The following is a 26,573-nucleotide window of genomic DNA, read 5'->3' as shown; positions in this document are numbered from 1 at the left end:
CGGGGCGAACTAACCTTGCTCGACATGAGCGACGTCCTCGAATTTGCCGGTGTCGGCGTGCGCCGTGGCGGCAACACGCTCCTGCACGACATCGACTGGTCGGTGGAGGAGGGGGAGCGCTGGGTCGTGATCGGCCCGAACGGCGCGGGCAAGACCACCCTGCTGCAGATCGCGGCCGCCCGGATCCACCCCACGACAGGGGTGGCGGGCATCCTCAGCGAGGTGCTCGGGACGGTCGACGTCTTCGAGCTGCGTCCCCGCATCGGCCTGGCCAGTGCCGCCCTCGCCGACCGCATCCCGCAGGACGAGATGGTGCGCGACGTCGTCGTCACCGCGTCGTGGGGGGTGACCGGCCGCTGGCGGGAGGAGTACGACGAGCTGGACACCGGTCGGGCGGACGAGCTGCTCGTGGCGCTGGGCGTCGAGCACCTGGCCCAGCGCCGCTTCGCCACCCTCAGCGAGGGCGAGCGCAAGCGCGTCCAGATCGCCCGTGCCCTGATGACCGACCCTGAGCTGATGCTCCTCGACGAGCCGGCCGCAGGGCTGGACCTGCGCGGGCGCGAGGACCTGGTCGGTCGGCTCCGTCTCCTCGCCGAGGACCTCGAGTCGCCCGCGATGGTGCTGGTCACCCACCATGTCGAGGAGATCCCTCCCGGCTTCACCGACATCCTCCTGCTGCGCGAGGGGCGGGTCGTGGCGGCGGGCCCGATCGAGACGACCCTCACCGGTGAGCACCTGTCTGCGACGTTCGGCCTCCCACTCGTGGTGGAGAAGCACGGCGAGCGCTGGTCGGCGCGCGCCGAATGAGCCCGCTGGAGATCGGGGCCATCATCCTGGCGGGGATGTGGGCCGGCGCGATCAACACCGTCGTCGGCTCCGGCACCCTGGTGACCTTCCCGACCCTGCTCTTCTTCGGCTACCCGGCCGTCTCCGCCAACATCTCGAACAGTCTCGGTCTGGTCGCCGGGGGCCTCACCGGCGCGTGGGGCTACCGTCGCGAGATCCGGCCGCTGCGGTCGCTGCTCAAGCGGCTGGCGCCGGCCTCCTTCGTGGGCTCGATCACGGGCGCCCTCCTGCTCCTCGTGCTCCCCGAGTCCGCGTTCGAGGCGATCGTGCCGGTCCTCATCGCCGTCGCCCTGCTGCTGGTGGTCCTGGGGCCGCGCATCAACGCCTGGGCGGCCCGCCACCACGCCGACACGATCACCGGCGGCCGCCTGGTGGTGCTGCTCGTGGGCATCCTGTTCGCGGGGATGTACGGCGGCTACTTCGGCGCCGCCCAGGGTGTGCTGCTCATCGGCATGATGAGTGTGCTGCTGCCCAACGGTCTGCAGGAGATCAACGGCGCCAAGAACGTGCTGGGCCTGGTCGTCAACCTGACCGCAGCCCTGGTGTTCCTCGTGGTCGACCCGACGAAGGTCAACTGGGCCATCGTCGGTCTCGTCGCGCTCGGGTCGTTCTTCGGTGGGCTGATCGGCGCCCGCATCGGTCGCCTGATGTCGCCGTGGTTGCTGCGCGCCACCATCGTGGTGATCGGTGTGGTGGCCATCGTGGTGCTGCTCGTATGACGCAGGCCCGGCTCCCCGACGGCGTCACCTGGATCGACCGGCCCGACGACGAGCGCGTCCGCGACTATGTGGGCCTCACCGACGTCGCGCTCCGCCGGGTGCTGGAGCCGGAGCAGGGCCTCTACCTGGCCGAGTCGGCCAAGGTGATCGGCCGTGCCCTCGGCGCCGGCCACCGGCTGCGGTCCCTGCTGCTCACTCCTCGCTGGGTCACCGACCTCGCGGACCTGGTCTCGCGCGCGGTGTCCGAGGGGGCTCCGGTCTATGTCATGGACCCGGCGGTCGCCCAGGAGATGACCGGCTTCCACCTGCACCGGGGCGCGATCGCGGCGATGCACCGGCCGGTTCTGCCACCCCTGACGGAGGTGCTTGCTGGTGCCCGGCGGGTCGCGGTCCTCGAGGACATCGTCGACCACACCAACGTGGGCGCGGTCTTCCGCTCAGCCGCGGCCCTCGGGGTCGACGCGGTGCTGGTGACGCCGCGGTGCGCCGACCCGCTGTACCGGCGCTCCGTGCGGGTGTCGATGGGCACCGTCTTCCAGGTGCCGTGGACACGGATCGAGCCGTGGCCCGGTGCGATCGGGACCCTGCGGGAGTCCGGCTTCACCGTCGCCGCGCTGGCGTTGAGGGACGACGGGGTGGACCTGGGTCAGCTGGCGACGGACCCACCCGAGCGCCTCGCCCTGGTGCTCGGCACGGAGGGCGACGGGCTGGGGGAGCGCACCATCGCCGAGGCGGACCTCGCCGTGCGGATCCCGATGACCGGCGGCGTCGACTCGCTCAACGTCGCTGCCGCCAGCGCGGTCGCGTTCTGGGCCCTGCAGCCACCTCGGAGCGGGCCCGAGCCCGGCTGACATCTGCAGACCGACTGCGCACAACTCACCCTGGCCGGGCCGACGGATCGGTGTGCGCGAGATCGCGGGGCCAGTCGCACCCGCCTCTCGGGTCACAGCCAGGCGGACCCGTGCCGGAGAACTACCCCCTCGAGCGGCGCGGAGTGAGTAGTTTCCAGACACGTGCCGGCGTCGCCGGGGCTGGTGCGGATCACGGGACGTGCCGCGATCAGGCTGTGCGCTCGGGTCGCCCTCGTCAGTCAACTCATCAGGCCCCGTTGGCGGTCATCCCGCCGGCGACGATCGCGAGCGGGGTCGCGGAGGGTGGCGGCACCGGTCGGATCACGATCTGGTCGGATCCGTCGGGTTTGGCGACGCCACCACAGCACGACCAGGACGACGCCGGCCACGGGTAACACCGAGACTACGAGTGCAGTCGTCACTGGATCCATCAGGCGAACGTAGCGCGCCGGCGTCGGCTGGGCCAGGCGTGAGGTCTCTCCACGCGTGGCCGCGCGCAGCTGCCGCCACGGTGGAGGTGGAGCCGGCAGCAGGCGCACACGCGTCAGGTCAGCACGAGGCGCGCGGCCAGCACGGTCATGACGACGGCGACCACCGCGTCGATCACCCGCCAGGTGCTGGGTGAGGACAGTGGACCGGACAGTGCCCTCGCCCCCAGCCCCAGGGCGGTGAACCACACCACGCTGCCCACGCAGGCGCCCAGGGCGAACCACCAGCGGTGGTCCTCGTAGGCGGCCGCGAGGGTGCCGAGCAGCAACACGGTGTCGAGGTAGACGTGCGGGTTGAGGAAGGTCAGTGCCAGGGTCGTCGCCAGGACCGAGCCGCGCGAGGCCGGGGCGGCGGCGACCAGGGCTGTCGGCCGCAGGGCGGAGCGGAGGGCGCCGGAGGCGAACCAGAGGAGGTAGCCGGCACCGAGCCAGCGGATGACCGTGAGCACGGTGGGGTACGAGCTCACCAGCGCACCCACGCCGGCGGTCCCAACGGCGATGAGGGCGATGTCGGCGGCGGCGCAGACCGCGATGACCGTGGCGACGTGCTCGCGGCGGATCCCCTGGCGCAGCACGAAGGCGTTCTGGGCGCCGATGGCGATGATGAGACCGAGGCCGGACATCAGGCCGGTGAACACGATGGGGAGCACGGCATCCAACGTAGGACGCGACCGCAATGAAGCAAAACGCATGAGCCTAACCATCCATTAGAATCGCTTCATGCAGCTCGACCAGCTGAGAGCGCTCGTGGCGGTCATCGACGAGGGCACCTTCGAGGCGGCCGCCCGCCGGTTGCGGGTCACGCCCTCGGCCGTCAGCCAGCGGATCCGTGCCCTGGAGACGCGCACCGGTCGGGTGCTGGTCCGACGTGGCACGCCGTGCACCGCCACCGCGGCGGGCGCGCTGGTGCTCCGTTCGGCCCGTCAGGTCGACCTGGTCATCGGCGAGGTGGCCGAGGCGTTAGGGACCTCCCGAGGTGAGTCCGCGGAGGGCAACGGGAATGGGCCGGCGGGCGAGGGCAGCCAGGCACCGAGGACGGCCCTCACGATGGCGGTCAACGCCGACTCGCTCGCCACCTGGTTCCCTCAGGTGCTCCGGGAGGCCTGCACGTGGGACGACGCGGTGCTGCGACTGCGCGTCGACGACCAGGAGCACACGCAGGAGATGCTGACCTCGGGTGAGGTGCTGGCCGCCGTCACGACGGCCAACACGGCCGTCGTGGGATGCACAGTGCGGCCGCTCGGAGTGATGCGCTACCTGCCCGTGGCCACTCCCTCGCTGCTCGCTCAACACCGGGTCGGAGCGGGGGTGGACCTGGCCCGGATGCCCGTCGTGCAGTTCAACGTCAAGGACACCCTGCAGGACGCCGTGCGCTCAGCCGACCAGATCTCCGCGGCCCCGTGGCACGAGGTGCCCTCCTCCGAGGCCTTCGCCCGCGCCGTGCGTGCCGGCCTCGGCTGGGGCATGCTGCCCGAGCCCCAGATCGGTGCCGCCCTGGACTCGGGTCGTCTGGAGCGGGTGCCGGGTCTCGCGCACCAGGACGTCCCCCTGCACTGGCAGGTCTGGCACCTGGACTCGCGTCACCTGCGGCGGCTCACGGACACCGTGGTCGAGGCCGCCCGGGCGCTCCGACCGGTCTGAGCCTGGGCGGCGGCGTGGTCGTCGACGACCCCGACGGAGAGTCGCCGTGGCCGCTCAGGGCCTCGTGGGAGTCACCGGGGCCTGGGCAGACCAGGGGAAGACGATCCACTGATCCGTGTGTCTCCAGACGAAGTCGGGCTCGACGATGGTGGCCGGCTTCGCGTAGAGCACGGCGCTGCGGGTGTCGGCACCGTGGGCGCGGAGCAGCTCGAGCACGAGGGCGAGGGTGCGCCCGGAGTCGGCCACGTCGTCGACCACCAGGAGGCGCCGTCCCTGGATCGCCTCGGTGTCCAGCAGAGGGGCGAGCAGCACCGGGTCCGGCAGGGTCTCGTGCACGTCGGTGTAGAACTCGACGTTGATGGCGTCGGCCAGCTTCACGCCCAGCGCGTAGGAGAGGCCACCAGCGGGGAGCAAGCCACCCCGGGCGACCGCGATGATGATCTCGGGGTCGAAGTCGGAGTCGGCCACGGTCTGGGCCAGCTCGCGGCACGACCGGCCGAAAAGCTCCCAGGTGAGGACCTCCTTGTCGGGCAGGTCGGTGGAGTCTGCGTGGTATGCCGTCACGCAGGGGAGGCTACCGCGTGGCGGTCAGCGGGCCAGGCCCTCGATCACCTGGACACCGGGCAGCTCGGCCACCAGCGGCCCCGGCAGGCGCAGCTTGGACCCGCGGATGCCGGACCCGATGACCACCCGCCCGGACGCGACGACGCGGGCATCCACCAGGACCGGCCAGTCCTGCGGGAGCCCGACGGGGGTGATCCCGCCGTACTCCATGCCGGTGTCGGCCACGGCCCGGTCCATCGGCATGAAGCTGGCCTTGCGGACGTCCAGGCTCTTGCGGATGGTCGTGTTGACGTCGGCACGGGTGGTGGCCAGCACCAGCCCGGCGGCGACGCGCTCGGTCTCACCCCGGCGGCCGAGCACGACGATGCAGTTGGCACACTCCTCGAGCGTGACGTCGGTGGCGTCCACCAGGGCCTGGGTGTCGGCGAGGTCCGGGTCGATGGCCGCCACCTCGCACGACGCGGCCCAGGAGGAGCCCTCGAGCGCTGCGCGCACGGGTCCGGCCAGCAGGTCGGGGCGATCGGTGACGGGGTGCCAGGTCAGGTGCTCGGTCATGACACCAGGATGCGCATGAGGTGCTCGAGCGTGGCAGCGGGGTCCTCCGTCGTGCCGCCGTGGACGGGTCCGGGCTGCACGATCGTGCTGCGCGGCGCGCTGAGCCACCCGAACCGCGGCCCCAGCCGGTCCAGCCGAGGGGTCGAGGGCGAGTGCTCCCCGGCGGCGACCCGGCAGACCGCCTCCAGGGAGGCGCGCACCGCCTCCAGGTCCAGGTCCGGCGCGAGCGCGCGGGCCCGCTCCTCGCGGAGCTCGAAGTCACCACGGAGGAACTCGGCCTCCTGGCTGTAGAGCACGACGCCCACGTTGACGAACTCCTCGCGCTCTACGCGCGGGACGAGACGGAGCGTGACGTACTGGTAGTCGTAGCTCACGAGGCACCGCCCGGCAGCCACGCCTGCGGGGTCGCCACCCGGCCCAGCAGGTGCGCCGAGTATGCCGCGCGCACAGCAGGTGCGTCCGGCAGGTGGTCGGTGGTCTCGAGCCACTCGTCGGGGACCTTGTCGAGCACCTCACCCACGAGCTCGGCTGTGACGAGCGGGGCGAGGGCGGCGTGGGCTCCGGCGAGGTCGGTCGCGATGCCCCCGAGGACGTGGTCGTCCGCGCGGAACGGCTGCTGCGCGAAGCGCTCCGAGTTGGGCTCCTTGCTGGGCCAGGCGTGGTGGAAGTAGAGCGCGGCGCCGTGGTCGATCAGCCAGGTCTCGCGGTGCCACGTCAGCAGGTTGGGGTTGGACCAGGTGCGGTCGACGTTGGCGGTGAAGGCGTCGAGCCACAGGATGCGGGAGGCGAGCTCCGGCGTCGGCGGCCTCGAGCCGTCATAGCCGAGCGACCCGGGCAGCAGGTCGATGCCCAGGTTGGTGCCCGGCGAGGCGTTGAGCAGGTCCTGGACCTCCTCGTCGGCCTCGTAGCGCGCGATCGCCGGCGGCAGCTCGATGGTGACCATCCGGGGCACCGGCAGACCGAGGTGCCGGGCGAGCTCACCGACCACGACCTCGGCGACCAGCACCTTCAGGCCCTGTCCCGCGCCACGGAACTTCACGACATACGTCCCCAGGTCCGAGCCCTCCACCACGCCGGGCATCGAGCCGCCCTCGCGCAGGGGGGTGACGTAGCGGACGGCAGTGACGTGGTCGAGCACGTGCCGACCCTATCCGGGGGTTGTGTCACAGTGGCGCCATGCCCGCCGCCCGCCGCGAGTCCAGCATCCTGCACGTGGACCTGGACGCGTTCTTCGCCGCGGTGGAGCAGCGCGACAAGCCGTCGCTGCGCGGCCGGCCCGTCGTCGTGGGCGGCACCGGGCCGCGCGGGGTCGTCTCGACCGCGTCCTACGAGGCCCGGCAGTATGGTGCGCGGTCGGCGATGCCGACGGCGGAGGCCCGGCGCCGGTGCCCGCCGGGAACGGCCTTCCTGGGCGGTCGGTTCGACGCCTACCGGCTGAGCTCCGGGGTGGTGATGGACCTGCTGCGCCAGCTGTCACCCGTGGTCGAGCAGGTGTCGGTCGACGAGGCCTACGTCGACCTGAGCGCCGGGGGCCGGCACGACCTGTCGCCGGGCGGGCTGCGGCGCCTGGGTGAGGACCTGATGGGCGCGATCCGGGCCGGGACGGGCGGGCTCACCGCCTCGGTGGGGATCGCGAGCTCCAAGATGATGGCCAAGATCGGCAGTGAGCTGAACAAGCCGGCCGGGCTGGCCCTGATCGAGGCGGGGACGGAGCGGGAGGTCCTCGGTCCCATGTCCGTCCGGGCGATCGCGGGGGTCGGTCCGGCGACGGCGGCGCGGCTGCACGCCTTCGGCGTCGAGACGGTTGCCGACCTCGCGCGGGTCAGTGAGACCGACCTGGTCGCGATCTTCGGGCAGGCGCACGGCAGCGGGCTGGTGCGGCTGGCCCGAGGAGAGGACGACCGGCCCGTGGAGAGACAGCGGGAGACCAAGAGCGTCTCGGTGGAGGAGACCTTCGACGCCGACATCGCCGACCCGGCGGTGCTCGAGCGGGAGCTGGACCTCATGGTCTCCCGGGTCGCCAGCCGGATCGGTCGCGCCGCGGTCTTCGGGCGCACCACGACGGTGAAGGTTCGCCAGCACGACTTCAGCCTGCAGACCCGCTCGGGCACGCTGCCCTACGCCACCGGGGACCCGGCCGTCATCGGCCGCCAGGCGAGACGGTTGCTCGCCGGGATCGACGTGTCGTCGGGCATCCGGCTGCTCGGCGTCGGGGTCTCGGGCCTGACCACCCACGCGCAGGAGGAGCTCGAGCTCGGCGAGGGACTCTTCGCCGCCCCGCCGACCGGACACGAGGTGCCGGACAGCACGAGCGCGGCGCCGGGGGGACCGCCGGGGACAGAGGCCCCCGAGCGTCGGCATACGCCCGACGTGGTCCGCGGCACGGAGTGGCGCCCCGGCGCCGACGTGCGCCACGAGGAGTATGGCGCGGGATGGGTCTGGGGGAGCGGGCTCGCCCGGGTGACCGTCCGGTTCGAGGGGCCGCGGACGGCTCCGGGGCCGGTCCGGACCTTCCCTGCGGACGACCCCGCGCTCACGGCGGCGGACCCACCGGACTGGCGGGAGGACGGATCGGGGTGACCGGCGTCGGGGGGACCGGGCCGAGGACAGAGTTCGCGGCTTGGCGTGCTAATCTTTCCCGTCGTTGCCCACCGTGTGAAGCGGTGCTGGCAGACACCCTCGTCCGGGTGGCGGAATGGCAGACGCGCTAGCTTGAGGTGCTAGTGCCCTTAACGGGCGTGGGGGTTCAAGTCCCCCTCCGGACACTCGCGAAGGAGAACGCAGAAGCCCCGAGCAGCTGGCTCGGGGCTTCTGCCGTTCTGCTGGGGCTGGCTGGCTCGCGAGCGCTGCCCAGGGAGCCGACGTGCGCCCGGTTCATGCTGCCTGGAGTGCGTGGTCGGCGGCCTGAACGGGCCGCACGCCCCGAATGAGCAGGTAGAGCAGCATCGAGCCTTCGGCCAGGGTGAAGAGGATCACGAGGGCGGGGTTGAACGTGGCGGCGAGGTCCGGGGCCAGGAACTGCAGGCCCACGTCGAGCAGGTAGCCGGCTGAGGCGAACATCAGCAGCTGGCCCAGGACGCGGGGGAACATCCCGGAGCGGTAGGCCAGGAGTCCCAGCGGCAGGAGCCACAGGCCGAAGAAGATCTGCGCGATGAGGTAACCGTGGTGCTGCAGGTCGAGCATGAGCAGCACCAGGGCGTCTGAACCCTGAACTCCGATCGCTGCGGCGTAGGCCGGGTCGGTGGCGATGAGGAGTGCACCGAGCTGGTGGACCATGTTGAGGCAGGTGATGGCGACGGCGATGACGACGAAGATGACCATTGCCCGGGACCAGTTCTCGCTGACGTGGTGCAGCAGCCGGTAGAGCGTCATGACGACGAGGACCAGGAAGGTGGCTTGCACGAGGTCTGCGACGAGGCTGTAGTTGACGAGCGAGGCGTCGCTCACCACGTTCTGGGTCGAGGTCGCCGCGTCTCCCGGCACGTACACCCGGGCCCGGACCAGGTGCGCGAAGGCACCGAGGACCGCGACCACGAGGTAGTAGACGCCCGCAGTCCGGGCTAGACGCTGGGGGGAGTGCACGATGCTCACCGGACCGCGTGTCCCGGAGCCAGGGCACTGGGCCGGGCCGAGGTCAGATCGCTGCCAGGGGAGGAGGTGAAGCCCTTGACGATCAGCCAGATCGGCAGGACTGCGAACTCGAACAGGAAGCCGGGCACGAGGATCAGCATGCCGAGCCCTTCGTTCATGTTGAGGGTGCCGAGAAAGTCCAGGGGCACAGCCAGCGAGAACAGCCCGTAGCCGACCAGGCCGAGGATCGCGATGGCGCGGGGGACCAGGCCGGAGACGTAGAGCAGGTAGCACAGGATCAGACCGCCGATTCCGGTGGGGACGTAGATCCAGAGCAGGTGGTTGGGGATGACCTCGAGCGTGCTCAGCAGGTAGACGCCGCCGGCGACGGACACGGTGCACTCGACGATCCGGAGTACGGGGTACCAGATCGCCAGTCGTCGGTTGACCTCCTTCAGGACCTGGTACATGAGGAGGCCGATGCCGACGACGGCCAGGCCGGAGACGGTCATCAGCAGGACCCCGAGCCTCGGTGGCGCTCCTGCGTCTTCGACGAAGGCGTCGATCTGGAAGGTGCCCACCATGGCGGTGGCCATCTGGACGAAGAACAGCACTCCGACCGCGACCGCGATCATCCTGGTGGACATGAGGGCTCCTTGACGGGTCATGATCTCTTCCTTTGCGTGGTGAGCGGCTGTGCCCGCGGGATCCCGGCACAGGTGCCGGGTCGCGGAGCTGCCGACTCCGGGAGTAGTGACTCGAGGGTGGCAACGGTCGGTGGGGAAACGGTGGGGAACGGGTGGAGAAGCGGCATCGTCATCCGTGCGTGCCCCTCCGGTGTGCGAGAGTGGACGTGGCCAGGAGGACCTGAATGGTGCACGTCCAGCTCCTCGGGGGCATAGGTGCCGTCGGTGACGACGGGACACCGCTCCCCGTCGGGCCCAGCAAGAGCCGAGCAGTGCTGGCGGCGCTGGCGCTCTCGGTCGGCCAGGCCGTGCCGGTGACCCGGCTGATCGATGTCCTCTGGGGCGAGCGCCCACCCCGAACGGCCGACAAGACCCTGCAGGGGTATGTCGCTCAGCTGCGCCGGGTACTCGGGCCTCAGGTGATCGCGCGCGTGGGTGACGCCTACCGGCTCGACCTCGCCCCAGAGCGTGTCGACGTGGAACGGTTCCGGGCGCGTCTGGCGGACGGAGACCTCGACGGAGCCCTACGCGCCTGGACCGGCACACCGCTGGCGGGCCTCAGCGTCCCCGGCCTACAGGCCGCGGTCGACGCACTGGTCGAGCAGTGGCTGACCGTGCGGGGACAGGTCCTGCACAGGCAGGCTGTCACCGACCCAGGTGCGGTGATCGCACCGCTCACCGAGCTGACTGCCACCTACCCGTTCCGGGAGGAGCTGTGGGCTGCACTGATGACCGCGCTCTACCGGGTCGGTAGGCAGGCCGACGCGCTCGGGGCCTACCAGCGAGCCCGTCAGCACCTCGTCGACGAGCTGGGCGTCGAGCCCGGGCCCCGCCTGCGGGAGCTCGAGGGTCGGATCCTCGCCCAGGACGAGGAGCTTGACACCGGAGCCCGCGACCCCGGGCCGGCACCGGTCACACCCCTCCCGGGCCCGGCCCGTCCGAGCGGGACCGTGACCTTCGGTTTCGCCAAGGTGGCCGACGCCACCCGACTGTGGGCCAGTCATGGGCGGAAGATGGCCCTGGCGATGGCCCGACTCGACACCGTGCTCGGCGCGGTCACCGCCCGGCACCACGGCACCGTGAACATCTCGGCGGGCGAGTCGATCGGCGTGGTCTTCCACCGGGCCGACGACGCCGCCGCGTGGGCACTCGAGCTGCAGCTCGCCGTCGACCAGGAGCCCTGGCCCGGCGGCGTGGACCTGCGCCTTCGGCTTGCCCTGCACACCGGGGAGACAGAGGAGCACAACGGGGGCTACTTCGGCCCGACGGTGCACGCCGCGTCGCGGCTGGCCGCCGCCGCCCACGCCGGCCAGGTCCTGGTCTCGGACGTGACGGCTGCGCTCCTCGACTACGAAGGTCTGCGTGCCCTCGGTGCCCACCGACTCGACGGCGCGGCGGGGCAGCGTGACCTCTGGCAGCTCGACGACGGGGCTCACCCTCCGCCCAGGACCGCGACCGCCGGCAGGGGCAACCTGCCGGGCCGGGCCGTGCGCCTCGTCGGGCGTGAGGCGGAGCTGGCCGACGTCGCCGAGGCGATGGAGCTGGACCCGGTCGTCACGCTTGTGGGTCCCGGTGGGATCGGCAAGACCACGCTGGCCCTCGCCGCCGCGCGCCGCGCCGCCGTCGATGACCCAGGCCGCCGGACCTGGTTGGTCGAGCTGGCCGAGGTCACCAGTGATGCCGCCGTGCCACACGCCGTCGCCGAGGCGCTCGGCATCGCGGGAAGCGTCGGACGCACGAGGACGGAGTCGATCGTTGCGGCTCTGCGGTCCCGCACCAGCCTCGTGCTGCTGGATAACTGCGAACACGTGGCGGAGGGTGCCGCCGCACTCGCACAGGCCATCGCCGACGACGGCGCGGACACCTGGGTGCTGGCCACCTCGCGGGAACCGCTGGACATCCCGGCCGAGCGCGTGTTCCCCGTCGCGCCGCTGGATCCCACCGGGGCGGGGGTCGAGTTGTTCGTCCGTGCCGCACGCGCGGCGGCCGGCGCGTTTCCGCTGCACGAGGACCGGGCGGAGGTGGAGGAGATCTGCCGCCGGCTGGACGGTCTGCCCCTGGCCATCGAGCTGGCGGCAGCACGGACCGTGAGCCTCAGCGCGGCCCAGCTCCTGGCCCGCCTCGACGACCGGTTCCGGCTCCTTGAGAGCGGCAGACGGGCCCGCACCAGCCGGCACCGCACCCTCCGCGCGACCGTGCAGTGGTCGTACGACCTGCTGTCCCGGCCGCAGCAGGCGATCTTCGAACGACTCGCCGTCTTCGCAGGGCCGTTCGACCTGACCGCCGTCGAGGAGGTAGCCACCGACGGGGACCTCGACGCCTTCGGGACCAGCCGGCTCCTCGACGACCTGGTGAACCGGTCGATGGTCGCCGTGGAGCCGGGCCCCTTCGGACGCCGGTTCCGGATGCTGGAGACCCTGCGGGCGTTCGCCCTCGAGCATCTCCGGCAGAACGGTGGCCAGGACGCGGTCGCCGGGAGACACGCGGCCTGGTGTGCCGGCCAGGTCGCCGGCATCGGCGCCCTCCTGCGGGGACCCGGTGAGATCGAAGGTGTCACCCGGCTCGCCGAGCTGTGGCCCAACCTGCGTGCCGCGGTCGACTGGGCGTGTGACGCCGCTGACCCCGACCTGGCCGATGCCCTCGTCCGCCCTGTGGCGGCAGAGGTCGACCTGCGCCGCCGGGCCGAGATCGGTGACTGGGCCGAGCGGATCCTGCAGCTGCTTCCCGCCGAGGACGAGGAGCGAGTGGTGCGCTGGCTCCTGTGGGCCGGCCACCGGCGGGCCCAGGCCGGCGACCACGCTGGCTGGGCTGCGCTCGTCAGTCGGTACGGCTACCGGGACCATCCGGTCATCCGGTTCAACACGGCATACCTGTCGGGTGTGGGGGAAGACTCGCACGCGGCCTCACCCGCTGCCGTGGACTGGCTCCGAGCGCACGGCGAGGGCCACGCGGCCGACCTCGTCGAGGTGTCCGGCGTGGCCTCGTCCCTGATGACGCTGCAGCGCTTCCGCGAGCTGGAGACGCTCGCTGCCACGATGGCCGAGCGGCACCGTCACGGAGCGCCCACGCTGCGCTACTTCGCACTGGGTATGCAGGGCTACGCTGCGCAGTACCAGGGGCGACCCGGCGAGGCGGCGCAGTTCTTCACCGAGGCCGAGCAGCTGGAACTGCCTCCGGGTAGCTACCGCGTCATCCAGACGGTCCAGGCCAGGATCACCTTCCAGCGGGGCGACCGGGTGCGCGGCTACCGGCTGCTGCGCGACAACATCGAGGTCCTGCTCGACAGCGACTACACCGACGTGACGCGCATGATCGCCGTCGAGTTCATCACCATGATGGCCGCCACCAACCATCTCGTCGAGGCAGCGCGGGTCCTGCCCTATCTCGACACGACCGGCGACTTCGGCGTCCTCGTCCGCGCGCAGCTCGGTCCCGAGGTCACCCGCCGTCTCGACGCGCAGACCAGGACCCGAGGTCATCCAGCTCCAGCCCGCGACGCACGGGCAGCCCTCACGTGCATGAGGGATGTCCTGACCAGTCTGAGCGACGACTGAGCCCGCAACGGACCTGACGACGGGCCAGAGTCGCGTTCGGAGGAGGGTCTCGTCGTCGGAGGCTACCGCTGGCCGCGACTCATCTCTGCTCGGACGAGACGAGGATCTGGCCCTCCGCCAGCGACTCGGCCAGCACATCGTCCTCCACCGACGTGGACAGCTCCTTCTCACGGACGAAGAGGAGCACCACGGCAGCGACGAGCGCGAGCGGGACCATGTAGAGGAAGACCGGGATGAGGGCCTCGTTGTAGGACTGGATGATCACCTCGCGCAGCGCGTCGGGCAGGCCGTTGACCAGCTCGGGGGTGAGGGAGTGGGCACCGTCCTCGGGACCCGTCCCTGTGGGCAGCTTGTCCGCGACCAGCTGCACCAGCCGGCTGGTGAACAGGCTGCCGACCACGGCGGTGCCGAGGGTGGCCCCGACCTGGCGGAAGTACTGGGTCGAGGCGGTCGCCGTGCCCACCTCACGCACCGGGAAGGAGTTCTGCACGATCAGGGTGAGGATCTGCATACTCATCCCCAGGCCGATCCCCATCAGGGCCATGTAGCAGCAGACCAGCCAGATCGGGGACCCGACCTGCAGGGTCGAGAGCAGGGCGAGCGAGCCGGCGAGCAGGACCGACCCGGTGATCGGGTAGACCTTGTAGCGGCCGGTGCGCGTCACCTGCTGCCCCGAGACGGTCGAGCTCACCAGCATCGAGCCCATCATCGGGACCATCAGCAGGCCGACGACGGTCGCGGACAGACCGGTGGTCATCTGCAGGTAGGTCGGCAGGTAGCTGATCGCCCCGAACATCGCGACACCCGTGCAGAGGCTCGCCACGGTCGTCAGGTTGAAGTTGCGGTCGCGGAACAGGTGCAGCGGGATGATCGGCGCGGCGGCACGGGACTCCACGAGCAGGAACAGCGCGCCGGTCAGGACGGCGGTCCCGGCCAGCCCGAGGATGGTCGGCGACGTCCAGGCGTACTCGCCGCCACCCCAGGTGCCCACCAGGACCAGGGAGGCGGTCGCGGCGGCCATGAGGGCCATCCCGAGGTAGTCCATCCGGGGACGGTCGGTGCCCGAGTGGCGGATGGAGGGCAGGAAGAAGATGGTCGCCAGGGCCGCGAGTATGCCGAGGGGCAGGCTGATCCAGAAGACCCACCGCCAGCCGGGACCCTCGGTGAACCACCCACCGAGCAGGGGACCGGCGACCGAGGAGAAGGCGAAGACCCCACCCATGATTCCCATGTACCTGCCGCGCTCCCGTGCCGGGATGACGTCAGCGATCGCGGCCTGCGACAGGATCATCAGCCCACCACCTCCGACACCCTGGACGATGCGGGCGATGATCAGGGCCTGCATGTCGCCGGCCAGGGCCCCCATGACGGAGCCGACGACGAAGACCGTGATGGCGAAGAGCAGCAGGGGCTTGCGCCCGAACTGGTCGCTGAGCCTGCCGTAGATCGGCATCATGATCGTCGAGGCGAGGATGAAGCCGGTGATCACCCAGAGCATCTGGTCGACGCCGTGCAGGTCGCCCACGATGGTGGGCAGCGCGGTGGAGAGGACGGTCTGGTTGAGCGAGGCCAGCAGCATGGTGATCATGAGGCCGGCGAACAGCAGGGTGATGTCGCGCTTCTCGTGCCCCGGGCGGCGGGACACGGTCATCTGGGTGTCAGTCATAGTGCGGAGCGGAGAACCTCTCGGAAGGTGGCGATGGCCCGGTCCAGCGTCTCGTCGTCGTTGCCGGAGATGGCACCGGGGGTGGTGGCGAAGGTGAAGCGGACGACCGCGCCGGCCAGATAGACCAGGACGCGCGCCGCCTCGGGCGTGTTCGGGAGCGCCTCGGGGTGCTCCTCGATGACCTGCATGGCCAGCCGCTCGGTGTCGGCGACCCGGATCATGAAGCGGTGCTTGAGCTCGGGGTGCTCGGTCGTCAGGCGGCGGCGCCGGCTCGGGTCGTCGGAAGGCACGATGCTGGAGCGCATGGTCTGGGCGAAGAGCTCGACCACCCGGGAGAACAGGTCACGGTCGCTGTCGTCGCGGAACGCGGCCAGGGCCCGTTCGGTGCGCTCGGGGGCGTGGACGCCGAGGACGGCGTCCTCCTTGGTGGGGAAGTAGTTGAAGAACGTGCGCTGCGAGACACCGGCCCGCTCGGCGATCTCGTCGACGGTGACGCGGGCCAGCCCGTGGTCGAGGACGAGGTCGGCCGCCGCGTCATGGATGGATCGGAAGGTGTCGGTGCGCTTGCGTTCACGGAGGGAGACGGAAGGTTGCACTTCTGCAGTATATGCAGTTCTGCACAATTCTGCAAAGCGATGCCGCCCCCCCCGGGACTGCCGGCCACGGATGTGGTGCTACCGTGCGAGCAACCCCCGGGGAGCGCCGAACGGCGCTGAGAGTGCGGAGAGTCCGCAGACCCGTCAACCTGATCCGGTTCGTACCGGCGTAGGGAGCAGGGCATCCGCGTGACACCACTGTCGGCGTGGGTCTTGAGGTACCCGTGGGCGAGTGAAGGAACCTCGATGAGCACCACGCCCCATCTGGATGCAGCCCTGGCTGCGACGCCCGACACCGCGCCCGATGCCCTGGGCATCGGGATGCGCCTGAGCATCCATCCGCACTGCGACGACTTCGAGGCCGTCATCCTCAGCGCGCTCGCCGACGTCGCTGACGACCACCTCGAGGGACTCGAGGTGGTGACCGACGAGGTCAGCACCTACGTGGGGGCCAGGACCGGGCCGGCCGAGGAGCGGCTCGCGTCGTATGCAGCGGCCCTGGTCACGGCCACGTCGCGGCGGTCGCGAGGGGGGCACGTCGTCGCCCACGTCCTGCTGTCACGCGGGTGTCCGGGTGAGGTCACCTGCGACCTCACCGTCTCCGGCCTGCCCACGGCGGCGCCCGTTCGCCTCGCCCCGACCGGACTGCAGGCGGTGGCCCAGTGGTCCCTCTATCCGTTGCTCGACGGTGGCTCCGCGGACGGGAACCACATGGCACACATCGAGAGGGCCATCGCAGCCGCCCGTGAGCGGGGCACGGTGAGCGCGGCGACCCACTACGCGACCACGCTGACCGGCGACGTCGCCGAGGTCCTCGCGACGGCGGTCGATGCCTGGGCCCAGGTCGGTGCCGTCGTGCCGCACGTCGTCACCCACCTCACCGTGTCGGTGGGGTCCCCGACGGGCTCACGCGCATGAGCATCGGAGGATCGACCCGGGCCACAGAGACTCCTTCCCGGGGCGGGACTCGTTGGGCGATGAAGGACCTCGTCCTGATGGTGGTCCTCGGTGTCGTCTTCGGGTTCGCCTACTGGGCACTCGTGCACACCTGGAACGGGCTCAGCATCCTCATGGGGCCCGCGGGCGACCTGGCCCAGCACGTGCTCCTGGGCGGTTGGCTCCTGGTCGCCCCGATCGCCATCGCCATCATCCGCCGCCCGCTGGCCGGTGTGATCGCGGAGGTGCTGGCGTCGGTGGTGGAGGTGGTCTTCCTGGGCTCCCCGGTCGGCCCCACCCTGATCATCGCGGCGCTCATCCAGGGCGTGGGCAGCGAGCTGCCCTTCGCCCTCACCCGGTACAAGCGGTACGGCTGGACCGTCTTCGCGGTCTCCGGGCTGCTCGGAGCCGGGCTGGTGTTCTTCTACTCCGCCTTCCGCTCCGGTTGGTACGGGCAGGACCTCTTCACCCTCCGGCTCGCCGTGCAGTGCGTCTCCGGGGTCGTCCTCGGCGGGCTCCTGGCGCGAGTGGTGGTCGAGGCACTGGCGCGCACCGGTGTCGTGGACAACTTCGCCATCGGCCGTGGGCGGGACGGTCAGTGAGTCGGCCCGGAGGCCGGGTTCGTCCGCCCCGGAACGCGATGGGCCGGGCCGCGGCACCGGCGCGCGGTGTGGAGGCGGCCGCGGCCGGGGCGGGGTCCGTTGTCGAGCTCACCGACCTGACCGTGAGGTTCCCACGCCGGGAGCAGGAGGCGCTGCGGGACGTGTCGCTGCAGATCGCGGCGGGGGAGCAGGTCGTTGTGCTCGGCGCCTCCGGGAGCGGCAAGTCCACCATCCTGCACGCCGTCACCGGCGTCGTCCCGCACACCGTGGCCGCGGCCGTGGCGGGCCAGGTGACAGTGGCAGGGTCGGCGACAGGAGAGACCTCCGTGGTCGAGCGGTCCCGCCACCTCGGGGTCCTGGCGCAGGATCCCTCCGCGGCAGTGTGCCTCCCCGTGGTGGAGCAGGAGATCGCCCTGCCGCTGGAGAACCGCGGGACCGACCCGGCTCACATCGGCGGGCGGATCGCGTCGGCGCTCGACTCGGTGGGGGCCACCGGGCTGCGGGACCTACCGACCGCACACCTGTCCGGTGGTGAGTGCCAACGGGTCGCTCTCGCCGCGGCCCTGGTCGCCGAGCCCGAGGTGCTGCTGCTCGACGAGCCCACCTCGATGCTGGACCCCGAGGGCGTCGCCGCGGTCCGGGATGCCGTCCGCTCAGCGGTGACGCGCTACCGGCCCGCCGTCATCCTCGTGGAGCACCGCCTCGACGAGTGGGCCGGCGCCGAGGGGGTGGCCGGGTTGCCGGAGCGGGTGGTGGTGCTCGTCGACGGTCAGGTCGTGGCCGACGGGCCCACGAGCCTGGTCCTGCAGGACCAGGCCGCAGCCCTGCGCGCCGCCGGCTGCTGGCTGCCCCTCGACGCGGAGCTCGGCTCGCTGACCGGTGCCCAGGGCGGGCTGGCCTCACCGGCCAACCGTGCCCTGCTGCATACCCTGGGACGGCCCACCGGGACCCGATCCCGTCCGGCCACGGGAAGACCGTTGCTCGAGGCCAGCGGCCTCGCGGTCGGTCGGGCGCCCGCACCCGGGCGGGGCGGTCGGCGGGTGGACCGACGGTCGGCTGCGTTGCTCTCCGGGGTGGACCTCACCCTGCGTGAGGGGGAGGTGGTGGCCGTCCTCGGCGCGAACGGTGTCGGGAAGTCGACCCTGCTCCTGACCCTCGCCGGCCTGCTGACCCCGGTCGCCGGTCGTGTGCTCGGCGACCGGCCCGGCCTGGTGTTCCAGAACGCCGAGCACCAGTTCCTCGCATCCACCGTCGAGGGGGAGATCGCGCACGGGCTCACCTCCGACGTCACGGACGCTCGGGTGCTGGAACAGCTGCGGCGGCACCGGCTCGAGCACCTCGTGGGGCAGAACCCGTTCCGGCTCTCCGGCGGGGAGCAGCGGCGGCTCAGCCTGGCCGCGATGCTCGCCCACCCCCGGCCCGTGCTGCTCACTGACGAGCCGACCCTCGGCCTGGACCGTCGCGACGCCATCGCGACGGCACGCACGCTGCGGGAGACCGCTGACGGCGGTGGGGCGGTCCTGCTCGTCAGCCACGACCTGCGCCTGGTTGCGGGCCTGGCTGACCGCGTCGTCGTCCTCGGCGACGGTGCTGTGCTGGCGGACGGTCCGACGGAGCGCGTCCTCGCGGACCCGGTCGTGCTCGCACGGGCCAGTCTGACGCTGCCGCCACTGGTGTCCTGGCTGGTGGCGAACCTGCCTGGACGGGTCGCGCACGTGCTGCAGGGGCTTGACGCCACGGTGACGGGCCGGGCGGACGGAGTGGCATGAGAAGCGTCGAGCGGTCGTCGCCGCTGGCTCGACGCAACCCCTCCATCAAGCTGGGCGTCCTGTTCCTCGTCTCGCTGGTCGTGATGTTCGTCCTCGACCCGGTGACACCCGCGGTGCTCTATCTGCTCGCCCTCGTCGGCGTCGTGCTCTCATCGGGTGCTCCGGTCCGGACCCTCGCCCTCGCGCACGTGCCGTTCCTCGCCTTTGCGGCTGGCGTCCTCGTGGTCAACGCCCTCAGCCGTCCGGGCGCCGTCCTCTGGCAGAGCGGTCCGTTGCGGGTGACCGAGGAAGGCCTGAGCGTGGGCGCCGCGCTCGCGTTCCGGACCCTGCTCGTGGGAGTGCTCGCGGTCGGCTTCCTCCTGTCCACGGACGGGGTGGCCCTGATGACGAGCCTGCACCACAACGCCGGGCTGGGTGCGCGTCCGACGTACGCGATCCTCGCGGGCTACCGGATGCTGCAGGAGATGCCCCGCGAGTGGTCGCTGATCCGCGCCGCCCACGCGGTGCGTGGCGACCGTCGGAAGGATGGTCGCCCTCCCGGGGGTCCACGACACCTCGGCGGGGTGGTCTTCACTCTCCTGGTCGTCTCGATCCGCAAGGGCGAACGGGTCGCGCAGGCACTGGAGTCGAGGGGACTCGGGCTGGAGCCGCGGAGCACGTGGAGACCGGTCCGGGTGTCCACCGCGGACTGGGTGTTCGTCGCCGGAGTCGTCCTGGTTGTCGGCGTGGTCCTCGCGGCTAGCGCACAGCTGGGGCTGCTGCGTGGGCCAGGTGCCTTGTTCGGCTGACACGCCTCGGCCCCCTCCTGTTCGCTGCCCACAGTGGCACCGGGTGCGCCAGCGGCGTGCAGATCCGGCGCGGTACGGTCGGTCCCATGGCTATCGACTCCAGCACCGTGCCCTCCGCCCAGGACGAGGTCGTCCAGCTCTGCAAGGACCTCATCAGGATCGACACGAGCAACTACGGCGACGGCAGCGGGCCGGGAGAGCGCGTCGCCGCGGAGTACATCATGGAGAAGCTGACCGAGGTCGGCCTGGACCCCCAGCTGACCGAGTCCGACCCCGGCCGAGCCAGCGTCGTCGTCCGGACACCCGGGCGGGACTCCAGCCGGCCCGGCCTCGTGCTGCACGGACACACTGACGTGGTGCCCGCCGCGGCGGAGGACTGGCAGGTCGACCCCTTCGCGGCGGTCGAGAAGGACGGTTGCATCTGGGGGCGCGGTGCGGTCGACATGAAGGACATGGACGCGATGCTCCTGGCCAACGTGCGACACCTGGCCCGGACCGGTCAGCAGCCGCCGCGCGACATCGTGTGGGCGTTCTTTGCCGATGAGGAGGCCGGGGGAGTCAAGGGCGCGGGGCACGTCGTCGAGAAGCACCCCGAGTGGTTCGAGGGCTGCACCGAGGCGATCAGTGAGGTCGGCGGGTTCTCGATCACGCTCGAGGGCAAGGCGACGGGTGCGCCGGAACGTGCCTACCTGCTGCAGACCGCAGAGAAGGGCATCGCCTGGCTGCGCCTGCACGCTCACGGACGTGCGGGTCACGGCTCGGTGCCCAACCCCGAGAACGCTCTCGTGAGGCTTGCCGGCGCCATCAACCGGATCAGCGCGCATCCGTGGCCGCGGACCTACATCGCCTCGGTGCGGGAGCTCTTTGAGGGCATTGCCGGGATCACGGGCGCGACGTGGGACGAGGAGGACGCCGAGTCCATCCTGTCGCGTCTGGGCGGGGCCCGGGGTTTCGTGGAGGGCACTCTGCGGGACACGTCCAACTTCACGATGCTGGACTCGGGCTACAAGCACAACGTCATCCCGCAGACCGCCTCGGCCTCTCTCGACTGCCGGTTCCTTCCCGGGCACGAGGACGAGCTGATGGACACCATCCGTGAGCTGGCGGGGGAGCACGTGGAGGTCGAGATCGTCCACAAGGACGTCGCCCTCGAGGCGTCTTCCAGTGGCGAGCTGGTGGAGTCGATGAAGCGTGCCCTGCTCAAGGAGGACCCTGGAGCCCACGTCCTGCCGTACTGCCTGTCGGGTGGCACCGACAACAAGCACCTGTCCCGGCTCGGCATCGAGGGTTATGGCTTCGCGCCGCTCATGCTGCCACCCGACCTGGACTTCGTCGGTATGTTCCACGGCATCGACGAGCGGGTCCCGGTTGACGCGCTGACCTTTGGCACGCGGGTGCTGCAGCGTCTGATCGAGGACTGCTGAGTCGTTCTGGTCCGTGCCCGACGCCCCACCATCCTCTGAGCGGTGCCGGCGGAGCCGGACTGGGTCACAGCGCCGTTCTCAGGCGGTCCGTTGGACGCGGATGATCCTGCGCCGCAGGACCGCCTTACGAACTCCGCCGAGATACAGGCTGACCCGCCACAGCTCCCAGTGGCCGTACTCCGCGTGATCGGTGAGGGCCTGGCGGACGTCCGCCCGCGACTCATCCCGACCGAACGTCAGCATCTGGTACTCGTACTCAGCCATCGAGACAGATACTGCGCAGGGTGCGACCAGAAATCAACTCAGCCGCGACGCGCGCACCGACTCCGCCCAGTCCGTGGGCGACGCGGGACGAAGTTCGCTACCGTCATGCCATGACGTCAGACCCGCGCGCTGCGCTGTCCACCCTTGTCGCTGCGCTTGAGACCCATCTCGAGCTGTCGGCCGTACGCCGGGGAGAGAACGACCCTGCCGTCGTGACGGCCTACAACAAGGTGGCGGACGCCTTCGTGGCGTACGACGATGCCCTGCTGGACGCCTACGGTGAGGTCACACCGCTCGATGTGTACTCCGACGAGGAGGACGACATCGACGACGAGACCGTCCTGGAGGACGACGAGGACTTCGACGATGACGAGGACGACGACTACGACGACGACCTGGCCGCAGGCGCCCGCTCGGGTGGGTACGTGGGCCTGGACGACGACGAGTATGACGTCGACGAGGATGACGAGGACGACGACACCGAGGATGAGGACGCCGACGACGAGACGGACGCCGACGACGACCGGGATCGGGGCTGACCGGTGCGTCTTGGATTGAGCTGCGGCTGGTGGGGGACCGGCCGCGACCAGGACAACCTTGCCCTCGTCCGCCGGGCAGAGGAGCTCGGAGTACACGTGGTGTGGGCGTCCGAGGCCTACGGCATCGATGCGGTGACAGTCCTCTCGTGGATCGGCGCACAGACGTCGCGGATCCGCCTCGGAGCAGGGGTGCTGCAGATTCCCGGTCGGACACCCGCCATGACCGCGATGACCGCGGCAGGGCTGCGGTCACTGTCCGGTGGCCGCTTCGACCTCGGCCTCGGCGTCAGTGGCCCACAGGTCTCTGAAGGGTGGCACGGGGTGCCCTTCGCTCGTCCCCTGGACCGGACCAGGGAGTACGTCGACATCGTGCGGCTGGCCCTCAACCGGCAGAAGGTCGAGTACCACGGTCGGCACTTCGAGCTGCCCCTGCCCGGTGGCGCGGGCAAGGCCCTTCGCAGCACCGCGGCCCCGTCAGAGCACCCGGTGCCGATCCATCTGGCGGCAGTCGGTCCCAAGAACCTGGAGCTGACGGGGGAGATCGCGGACGGCTGGTTGGGCATCTTCCTGAGTCCCGACTTCACCAGTGAGCAGCTCTCCTCGATCCGCACTGGCCTGGAGCGGTCGAGCGACCCTGACCGGCCCTTCAGCCTCGACGCCACGGTGCCGCTGAGCGTGCACGACGACGTGTCCACCGCCGCCGATGCTGTGCGCGGCTATGCCTCGCTCTATGTCGGTGGCATGGGGTCGCGCAAGCAGAACTTCTACAACGCCCTCGCCGTGCGGATGGGCTACGAGGAGGCGGCTGGCACTGTGCAGGACCTCTATCTCGCCGGACGGTACCGCGACGCGGCTGCGGCCGTGCCCCAGCAGTTCATCGACGACACCAGTCTGCTGGGGCCACGCGACCGCATCGCCGAACGGCTCACCCGCTACGCAGAGGCCGGTATGACGACAGTCACCCTAGCGCCGTACGGCGACACCCTGGAGGAGCGGACCGCCGCGATCGAGGCTGCGGTGGCCGCCGCCGAGCAGGCCGGCATCCTGGACTGATGGCCATCGTGATCCTGGTGCGGCACGGCCGCACCGCGGCCAATGCCGACGGCACCCTCGCCGGGTGGACACCCGGCATCAGCCTGGACGACACCGGGCGCGAGCAGGTTCGCAGGGTCGGTGATCGCCTGAGCGCGACGCCGCTCGCTGCCGTCGTCAGCAGCCCGCTGGAGCGTTGCCGACAGACGGCAGAGGCCATTGTGGCTGGTCAGAGACCGATAGAGGCATCGGAGCAGAACGTCTCGCCGGGGCGGGTCGACCTCGCCGTCGAGGTCGACGAGCGGATCGGAGAGTGCCACTACGGCGCCTGGACCGGTCGGAAACTCAGCGACCTGGCCAAGGAGCCGCTCTGGCGTGATGTCCAGGAGCGTCCCAGCACCGTGACCTTCCCACCGCACGACGACTACCGCGCGGAGTCGCTGCCAGACATGCTCGACCGGGTGGTGGACGCCATCACCACGTGGGACCAGCGCATCGAGGCAGCCCATGGTCCCGGTGCCGTGTGGGTCGCAGTGAGTCACGGCGACGTCATCAAGGCCCTCGTCGGGTCAGCGTTCGGCAGTCCGCTCGACGCGTTCCAGCGCGTGGTCATCGACCCTGCGTCGGTGAGCATCGTGCGCCGTGCCAGCCAGCACCCCTTCGTGCTCCGGGTCAACGACAGCGGCAGCGACCCCGTCGATCTCACGGGGCTGTCCCGTGCTCTTGCGGAGTCCCGGCCGGGCGGACCAGACGACGATGCAGCCGTCGGCGGTGGCGCCGGCAGCGATTAGGGTCGCAGTCATGCCACAGCACGAGTTCGACCCGCCGGAGCGGTTCATCGCCGCCTCGGTCGGTCCACCCGGTCAACGCACCTTCTTCCTGCAGGTGTCCGGTGGCGGCCGACGCATGAGCGTGTCGCTGGAGAAGGAGCAGGTCCGCATCCTCGGTGAGCGGCTGGCAGACCTGCTCGACCAGGTCGCCGGGTTCGAGGGCGCCCCCGAGGCCGCGACCGGGCTCACGGACAACGCCCCGATGGACACGCCCATCGAGGACGACTTCCGGGTCCAGAGCCTCAGCCTGGCCTGGGAACCGACGCGACGCCGGGTCGTCATCGAGGCCCACGAGGCGGACCTGCCGGAGGAGGACGACGCCACGCTGAGCCCGGAGGAGCTCGCCCTCATCGGCAGCATCCGCGTCGTGCTGACCCCCGCGATGGCTCGTGCGTTCGCCCAGCGGTGCGCCCTGGCGATCGAGGGTGGGCGGCCCAACTGTCCCTTCTGCGGTCAACCGCTGGACCCTGGCGGGCACATCTGCCCGAGGGCCAACGGCTACCGACGGTGACGGCGGACGACCTGCCCCTCACGGGCGACTTCGAGGTCGAGGGAGTGCTCACGGATGCCTCGAACCTCACCGCCCGCGTGTTGTTCACCGGGGCCGACGGCAAGCCGACCGGAGAGCGGGCGCTCTACAAGCCGATCCGGGGAGAGGCTCCCCTGAGGGACTTCCCTCAGGGCACCCTGGGGCACCGTGAGGTCGCTGCCTACCTGATCAGCACGACGGGCGGTTGGGACCTCATCCCGAGGACCGTCCTGAGGGACGGCCCCCTCGGCCCGGGGTCGCTGCAGCGGTGGATCGACTGGGAGGCGGCCGGACACCAACCGGGCCAGTCACTGCTTGAGGCGTTTCCCGCTGCGGCGGTGCCCGAGGGATGGCTCACGGTCGTGCACGGGGAGGACGGCGAGGGACGTCCTGTCGTGGTCGCACACAGGGACGCGCCGGACCTTGCGTCGATGGCCGTGCTGGACCTTGTCCTGAACAATGCCGACCGCAAGGGCGCACACCTGGTGCGGGATGCGGACGGACGCCTCTGGGGGTTCGACCACGGGCTCACGCTGCACACCGAGGACAAGCTGCGCACGGCACTCTGGGGATGGGCGGGGCGGCCGGTGCCGGCTGCTGACATCGCCCGGCTGGAGCGCCTGCGGACGCTCCTGGAGTCCGGCTCGTCACGTGCTGCGATCGAGGAGCTCATCAGCGCCGAGGAGCTCGCCGCGCTCCAGGGACGGGTGACGAGGCTGCTGGCCGAGCCCGTGTACCCCGAACTGCCCACCGACCGCTATCCACTGCCCTGGCCCCTGTGGTGAGGCGACCGATGATCTGGGCGGTGGACGGGGGACGGTTCGGAAGCGGCATACGCACGGACTAGGCTCCGACTCGTGAAGACGTGGACCACTGCCCCCGTGCCAGAGCTCACCGGACGCGGAGGCCCCCTCCGGGTCCACGACACCGCCACCGGCACCGTGCAGGTGGTGCACCCGGACTCCGGCACAGCCGGGCTCTACGTCTGCGGCATCACCCCCTACGACGCCACCCACATGGGCCACGCGGCGACCTACCTGACCTTTGACCTCGTGGTCCGGGTGTGGCGCGACGCCGGCCTCGACGTCACGTATGTGCAGAACGTGACCGACGTGGACGAGCCGCTGCTGGAGCGCGCCGAGCGTGACGGTGTGGCCTGGCAGGACCTGGCGGCCAGCCAGATCGCCCTCTTCCACGAGGACATGGAAGCGCTCAACGTGCTCGCTCCACAGCACTACGTCGGGGCGATCGAGGGCATCCCGGACGACGTGACAGCAGTGCAGGAGCTGCTCGCGGCGGGCTCGGCCTACCCGCTCCCCGTCGAGGACGGCGAGGGGCACGACGTCTACCTCGACCTCTCGACCCAGCCGAGCTTCGGGAGCATGTCCGGCTGGAGCCGGGACCAGATGTTCGAGGTCTTCAGCGAGCGAGGGGGAGACCCGGACCGTCCCGGCAAGCGGGACGCCCTGGACCCGCTGCTCTGGCGTGCCCACCGGGACGGCGAGCCGCACTGGCCCGGTGAGGACCTCGGGGACGGTCGTCCGGGTTGGCACATCGAGTGCACCACGATCGCCCTGCGCTACCTCGGGGAGGCCTTCGACATCCAGGGTGGTGGCACCGACCTGATCTTCCCGCACCACGAGATGAGTGCCGTGCAGGCGCGGGCCCTGACCGGACAGCCGTTTGCCAGGGCCTACGTCCACCAGGCCATGGTGGGCCTCGAGGGCGAGAAGATGAGCAAGTCCAAGGGCAACCTGGTGCTCGTGTCAGCGCTCCGCCGCGAGGGCGTGGACCCGATGGCGATCCGGCTGGCCCTCCTGGCCCAGCACTACCGGCAGCCGTGGGACTGGACGCCCGAGATCCTGCAGACAGCGGTCGCCCGTCTGGCGTGCTGGCGCGGTGCCCTGGCTGCGCAGCCCGAGCCAGCAGCGGCCGACGCCCCAGCCGAGCCAGCAGGGGCCGACGTCCCGCCCGTCGTCGCCGAGATCCGCGCGGCCCTGGCGCACGACCTCGACGCCCCCGCCGCCCTGCGTTCCGTCGACGAGTGGGTCCGCGTCGGTGCACCGGGCAACCGTGCGGCTGTCGCCGCCGCCGTGGACGCGCTCCTCGGCATCAGGCTGTAGG

27 protein-coding genes, 1 tRNA gene and 1 riboswitch are annotated in these 26,573 nt (G+C 71.1%); of the genes, 18 read left to right on the top strand and 10 right to left on the bottom strand.

Annotation, left to right across the window (positions count from 1 at the left end; translation table 11 throughout):
• The first annotated feature begins 24 nt into the window (after positions 1-24).
• The 3 genes from DA085_RS02770 to DA085_RS02760 are packed head-to-tail and all read left to right on the top strand — an operon-like array spanning position 25 to position 2,416.
• Positions 25-807: an ABC transporter ATP-binding protein gene (locus tag DA085_RS02770; protein WP_109471402.1), complete on the top strand. Its 783-nt coding sequence runs from the start codon at positions 25-27 to the stop codon at positions 805-807.
• Positions 804-1,565 (top strand): sulfite exporter TauE/SafE family protein, encoded by a 762-nt coding sequence (locus DA085_RS02765; protein WP_109471401.1) that lies wholly within the window; start codon positions 804-806, stop codon positions 1,563-1,565. The genes DA085_RS02770 and DA085_RS02765 overlap by 4 nt, the downstream gene beginning before the upstream one ends.
• Entirely contained in the window at positions 1,562-2,416 is an 855-nt protein-coding gene (locus tag DA085_RS02760; RefSeq protein ID WP_109471400.1) for a TrmH family RNA methyltransferase, read from the top strand. Before DA085_RS02765 ends, DA085_RS02760 begins: the two co-directional genes overlap by 4 nt.
• 544 nt (positions 2,417-2,960) lie before the next feature.
• Here DA085_RS02760 and DA085_RS02755 read toward each other — a convergent pair.
• A complete protein-coding gene (locus DA085_RS02755) occupies positions 2,961-3,527 on the bottom strand; it encodes a LysE/ArgO family amino acid transporter (protein WP_237565282.1) in 567 nt (188 codons plus the stop codon).
• Between the two features lie 97 nt (positions 3,528-3,624).
• On the opposite strand from DA085_RS02755, the gene DA085_RS02750 reads away from it, so the two are divergent.
• A complete protein-coding gene (locus tag DA085_RS02750) occupies positions 3,625-4,545 on the top strand; it encodes a LysR family transcriptional regulator ArgP (protein WP_109471398.1) in 921 nt (306 codons plus the stop codon).
• 54 nt (positions 4,546-4,599) lie between these two features.
• On the opposite strand, the gene DA085_RS02745 is transcribed toward DA085_RS02750, so the two are convergent.
• From DA085_RS02745 to DA085_RS02730, 4 genes are read right to left on the bottom strand one after another with little or no spacing between them, the layout of a single operon-like run.
• Complete coding sequence (locus tag DA085_RS02745; RefSeq protein ID WP_109471397.1) at positions 4,600-5,109, bottom strand: phosphoribosyltransferase; 510 nt, start codon at positions 5,107-5,109, stop codon at positions 4,600-4,602.
• A gap of 24 nt (positions 5,110-5,133) precedes the next feature.
• The gene (locus DA085_RS02740; RefSeq protein WP_109471396.1) at positions 5,134-5,664 is read right to left on the bottom strand and encodes a YbaK/EbsC family protein; all 531 of its coding nucleotides are present in this window, start codon (positions 5,662-5,664) and stop codon (positions 5,134-5,136) included.
• On the bottom strand, positions 5,661-6,038 hold the full coding sequence (locus DA085_RS02735; protein ID WP_109471395.1) for a DUF3037 domain-containing protein: 378 nt from the start codon (positions 6,036-6,038) through the stop codon (positions 5,661-5,663). The genes DA085_RS02740 and DA085_RS02735 overlap by 4 nt, the downstream gene beginning before the upstream one ends.
• Positions 6,035-6,802 carry a HipA family kinase gene (locus tag DA085_RS02730; protein ID WP_109471394.1) on the bottom strand — a complete coding sequence of 256 codons (768 nt, stop codon included), beginning with the start codon at positions 6,800-6,802 and terminating at the stop codon, positions 6,035-6,037. Before DA085_RS02730 ends, DA085_RS02735 begins: the two co-directional genes overlap by 4 nt.
• 38 nt (positions 6,803-6,840) lie before the next feature.
• Between DA085_RS02730 and DA085_RS02725 the strand changes: the two genes are divergently transcribed.
• Entirely contained in the window at positions 6,841-8,244 is a 1,404-nt protein-coding gene (locus DA085_RS02725) for a DNA polymerase IV (protein ID WP_109471393.1), read from the top strand.
• Between the two features lie 101 nt (positions 8,245-8,345).
• Positions 8,346-8,429: transfer RNA gene (locus DA085_RS02720), tRNA-Leu, on the top strand.
• Positions 8,430-8,538: 109 nt separating this feature from the next.
• Here DA085_RS02720 and DA085_RS02715 read toward each other — a convergent pair.
• Both DA085_RS02715 and DA085_RS02710 read right to left on the bottom strand, forming a co-directional pair.
• Positions 8,539-9,255 carry a DUF4386 domain-containing protein gene (locus tag DA085_RS02715; protein ID WP_202619079.1) on the bottom strand — a complete coding sequence of 239 codons (717 nt, stop codon included), beginning with the start codon at positions 9,253-9,255 and terminating at the stop codon, positions 8,539-8,541.
• Positions 9,252-9,881: a DUF4386 domain-containing protein gene (locus DA085_RS02710; RefSeq protein WP_161958396.1), complete on the bottom strand. Its 630-nt coding sequence runs from the start codon at positions 9,879-9,881 to the stop codon at positions 9,252-9,254. Before DA085_RS02710 ends, DA085_RS02715 begins: the two co-directional genes overlap by 4 nt.
• A gap of 224 nt (positions 9,882-10,105) precedes the next feature.
• On the opposite strand from DA085_RS02710, the gene DA085_RS02705 reads away from it, so the two are divergent.
• Positions 10,106-13,474 (top strand): AfsR/SARP family transcriptional regulator, encoded by a 3,369-nt coding sequence (locus DA085_RS02705; RefSeq protein WP_109471391.1) that lies wholly within the window; start codon positions 10,106-10,108, stop codon positions 13,472-13,474.
• Between the two features lie 79 nt (positions 13,475-13,553).
• On the opposite strand, the gene DA085_RS02700 is transcribed toward DA085_RS02705, so the two are convergent.
• Together DA085_RS02700 and DA085_RS02695 are read right to left on the bottom strand one after the other, a co-directional pair.
• Positions 13,554-15,140, bottom strand: a complete 1,587-nt coding sequence (locus tag DA085_RS02700) for an MDR family MFS transporter (RefSeq protein ID WP_109471390.1) — start codon at positions 15,138-15,140, stop codon at positions 13,554-13,556.
• A complete protein-coding gene (locus tag DA085_RS02695; protein WP_237565266.1) occupies positions 15,137-15,736 on the bottom strand; it encodes a TetR/AcrR family transcriptional regulator in 600 nt (199 codons plus the stop codon). The genes DA085_RS02700 and DA085_RS02695 overlap by 4 nt, the downstream gene beginning before the upstream one ends.
• An 87-nt stretch (positions 15,737-15,823) precedes the next feature.
• Positions 15,824-15,931, top strand: a riboswitch (TPP riboswitch).
• Between the two features lie 51 nt (positions 15,932-15,982).
• On the opposite strand from DA085_RS02695, the gene DA085_RS02690 reads away from it, so the two are divergent.
• The 5 genes from DA085_RS02690 to DA085_RS02670 all read left to right on the top strand — a co-directional run bounded on the left by DA085_RS02690 (position 15,983) and on the right by DA085_RS02670 (position 21,255).
• Complete coding sequence (locus tag DA085_RS02690) at positions 15,983-16,654, top strand: YkoF family thiamine/hydroxymethylpyrimidine-binding protein (RefSeq protein ID WP_109471388.1); 672 nt, start codon at positions 15,983-15,985, stop codon at positions 16,652-16,654.
• 59 nt (positions 16,655-16,713) lie between these two features.
• Positions 16,714-17,274, top strand: a complete 561-nt coding sequence (locus DA085_RS02685; protein WP_237565265.1) for an ECF transporter S component — start codon at positions 16,714-16,716, stop codon at positions 17,272-17,274.
• Positions 17,271-19,043 carry an ABC transporter ATP-binding protein gene (locus DA085_RS02680; RefSeq protein ID WP_154402079.1) on the top strand — a complete coding sequence of 591 codons (1,773 nt, stop codon included), beginning with the start codon at positions 17,271-17,273 and terminating at the stop codon, positions 19,041-19,043. The genes DA085_RS02685 and DA085_RS02680 overlap by 4 nt, the downstream gene beginning before the upstream one ends.
• Positions 19,040-19,831, top strand: coding sequence for an energy-coupling factor transporter transmembrane component T family protein (locus DA085_RS02675; RefSeq protein ID WP_109471385.1), 792 nt, complete (start codon positions 19,040-19,042; stop codon positions 19,829-19,831). Before DA085_RS02680 ends, DA085_RS02675 begins: the two co-directional genes overlap by 4 nt.
• A gap of 86 nt (positions 19,832-19,917) precedes the next feature.
• Complete coding sequence (locus DA085_RS02670) at positions 19,918-21,255, top strand: M20/M25/M40 family metallo-hydrolase (RefSeq protein ID WP_109471384.1); 1,338 nt, start codon at positions 19,918-19,920, stop codon at positions 21,253-21,255.
• Positions 21,256-21,333: 78 nt separating this feature from the next.
• On the opposite strand, the gene DA085_RS02665 is transcribed toward DA085_RS02670, so the two are convergent.
• A complete protein-coding gene (locus tag DA085_RS02665) occupies positions 21,334-21,519 on the bottom strand; it encodes a DUF5703 family protein (protein ID WP_109471383.1) in 186 nt (61 codons plus the stop codon).
• A 110-nt stretch (positions 21,520-21,629) separates the two neighbouring features.
• Between DA085_RS02665 and DA085_RS02660 the strand changes: the two genes are divergently transcribed.
• From DA085_RS02660 to mshC, 6 genes are all read left to right on the top strand, one after another.
• On the top strand, positions 21,630-22,058 hold the full coding sequence (locus tag DA085_RS02660; RefSeq protein WP_154402078.1) for a hypothetical protein: 429 nt from the start codon (positions 21,630-21,632) through the stop codon (positions 22,056-22,058).
• 3 nt (positions 22,059-22,061) lie between these two features.
• Entirely contained in the window at positions 22,062-23,111 is a 1,050-nt protein-coding gene (locus DA085_RS02655) for an LLM class F420-dependent oxidoreductase (RefSeq protein ID WP_109471381.1), read from the top strand.
• Positions 23,111-23,881 (top strand): MSMEG_4193 family putative phosphomutase, encoded by a 771-nt coding sequence (locus DA085_RS02650; RefSeq protein WP_109471380.1) that lies wholly within the window; start codon positions 23,111-23,113, stop codon positions 23,879-23,881. The genes DA085_RS02655 and DA085_RS02650 overlap by 1 nt, the downstream gene beginning before the upstream one ends.
• A 10-nt stretch (positions 23,882-23,891) precedes the next feature.
• Positions 23,892-24,431 carry a DUF3090 domain-containing protein gene (locus tag DA085_RS02645; protein ID WP_109471379.1) on the top strand — a complete coding sequence of 180 codons (540 nt, stop codon included), beginning with the start codon at positions 23,892-23,894 and terminating at the stop codon, positions 24,429-24,431.
• Complete coding sequence (locus tag DA085_RS02640; protein WP_109471378.1) at positions 24,428-25,234, top strand: SCO1664 family protein; 807 nt, start codon at positions 24,428-24,430, stop codon at positions 25,232-25,234. The genes DA085_RS02645 and DA085_RS02640 overlap by 4 nt, the downstream gene beginning before the upstream one ends.
• A gap of 72 nt (positions 25,235-25,306) precedes the next feature.
• Positions 25,307-26,572 carry a cysteine--1-D-myo-inosityl 2-amino-2-deoxy-alpha-D-glucopyranoside ligase gene (gene mshC / locus DA085_RS02635; RefSeq protein ID WP_109471377.1) on the top strand — a complete coding sequence of 422 codons (1,266 nt, stop codon included), beginning with the start codon at positions 25,307-25,309 and terminating at the stop codon, positions 26,570-26,572.
• Position 26,573 lies beyond the last annotated feature (1 nt).

The sequence above is a fragment of the Ornithinimicrobium cavernae genome, assembly GCF_003121625.1.
Classification (GTDB): Bacteria; Actinomycetota; Actinomycetes; order Actinomycetales; family Dermatophilaceae; genus Ornithinicoccus; species Ornithinicoccus cavernae.
This window is presented reverse-complemented; position numbering and strand designations above follow the sequence as displayed.

Excerpts from the sequence above, each read along its gene's own strand:
- DA085_RS02770 (WP_109471402.1), top strand. The coding sequence starts at position 25 with ATGAGCGACGTCCTCGAATTTGCCGGTGTCGGCGTGCGCCGTGGCGGC.
- DA085_RS02765 (WP_109471401.1), top strand. The coding sequence starts at position 804 with ATGAGCCCGCTGGAGATCGGGGCCATCATCCTGGCGGGGATGTGGGCC.
- DA085_RS02760 (WP_109471400.1), top strand. The coding sequence starts at position 1,562 with ATGACGCAGGCCCGGCTCCCCGACGGCGTCACCTGGATCGACCGGCCC.
- DA085_RS02755 (WP_237565282.1), bottom strand. The coding sequence starts at position 3,527 with ATGTCCGGCCTCGGTCTCATCATCGCCATCGGCGCCCAGAACGCCTTC.
- DA085_RS02750 (WP_109471398.1), top strand. The coding sequence starts at position 3,625 with ATGCAGCTCGACCAGCTGAGAGCGCTCGTGGCGGTCATCGACGAGGGC.
- DA085_RS02740 (WP_109471396.1), bottom strand. The coding sequence starts at position 5,664 with ATGACCGAGCACCTGACCTGGCACCCCGTCACCGATCGCCCCGACCTG.
- DA085_RS02725 (WP_109471393.1), top strand. The coding sequence starts at position 6,841 with ATGCCCGCCGCCCGCCGCGAGTCCAGCATCCTGCACGTGGACCTGGAC.
- DA085_RS02710 (WP_161958396.1), bottom strand. The coding sequence starts at position 9,881 with ATGTCCACCAGGATGATCGCGGTCGCGGTCGGAGTGCTGTTCTTCGTC.
- DA085_RS02705 (WP_109471391.1), top strand. The coding sequence starts at position 10,106 with ATGGTGCACGTCCAGCTCCTCGGGGGCATAGGTGCCGTCGGTGACGAC.
- DA085_RS02700 (WP_109471390.1), bottom strand. The coding sequence starts at position 15,140 with ATGACTGACACCCAGATGACCGTGTCCCGCCGCCCGGGGCACGAGAAG.
- DA085_RS02690 (WP_109471388.1), top strand. The coding sequence starts at position 15,983 with ATGAGCACCACGCCCCATCTGGATGCAGCCCTGGCTGCGACGCCCGAC.
- DA085_RS02685 (WP_237565265.1), top strand. The coding sequence starts at position 16,714 with ATGAAGGACCTCGTCCTGATGGTGGTCCTCGGTGTCGTCTTCGGGTTC.
- DA085_RS02675 (WP_109471385.1), top strand. The coding sequence starts at position 19,040 with ATGAGAAGCGTCGAGCGGTCGTCGCCGCTGGCTCGACGCAACCCCTCC.
- DA085_RS02670 (WP_109471384.1), top strand. The coding sequence starts at position 19,918 with ATGGCTATCGACTCCAGCACCGTGCCCTCCGCCCAGGACGAGGTCGTC.
- DA085_RS02665 (WP_109471383.1), bottom strand. The coding sequence starts at position 21,519 with ATGGCTGAGTACGAGTACCAGATGCTGACGTTCGGTCGGGATGAGTCG.
- DA085_RS02660 (WP_154402078.1), top strand. The coding sequence starts at position 21,630 with ATGACGTCAGACCCGCGCGCTGCGCTGTCCACCCTTGTCGCTGCGCTT.
- DA085_RS02650 (WP_109471380.1), top strand. The coding sequence starts at position 23,111 with ATGGCCATCGTGATCCTGGTGCGGCACGGCCGCACCGCGGCCAATGCC.
- DA085_RS02645 (WP_109471379.1), top strand. The coding sequence starts at position 23,892 with ATGCCACAGCACGAGTTCGACCCGCCGGAGCGGTTCATCGCCGCCTCG.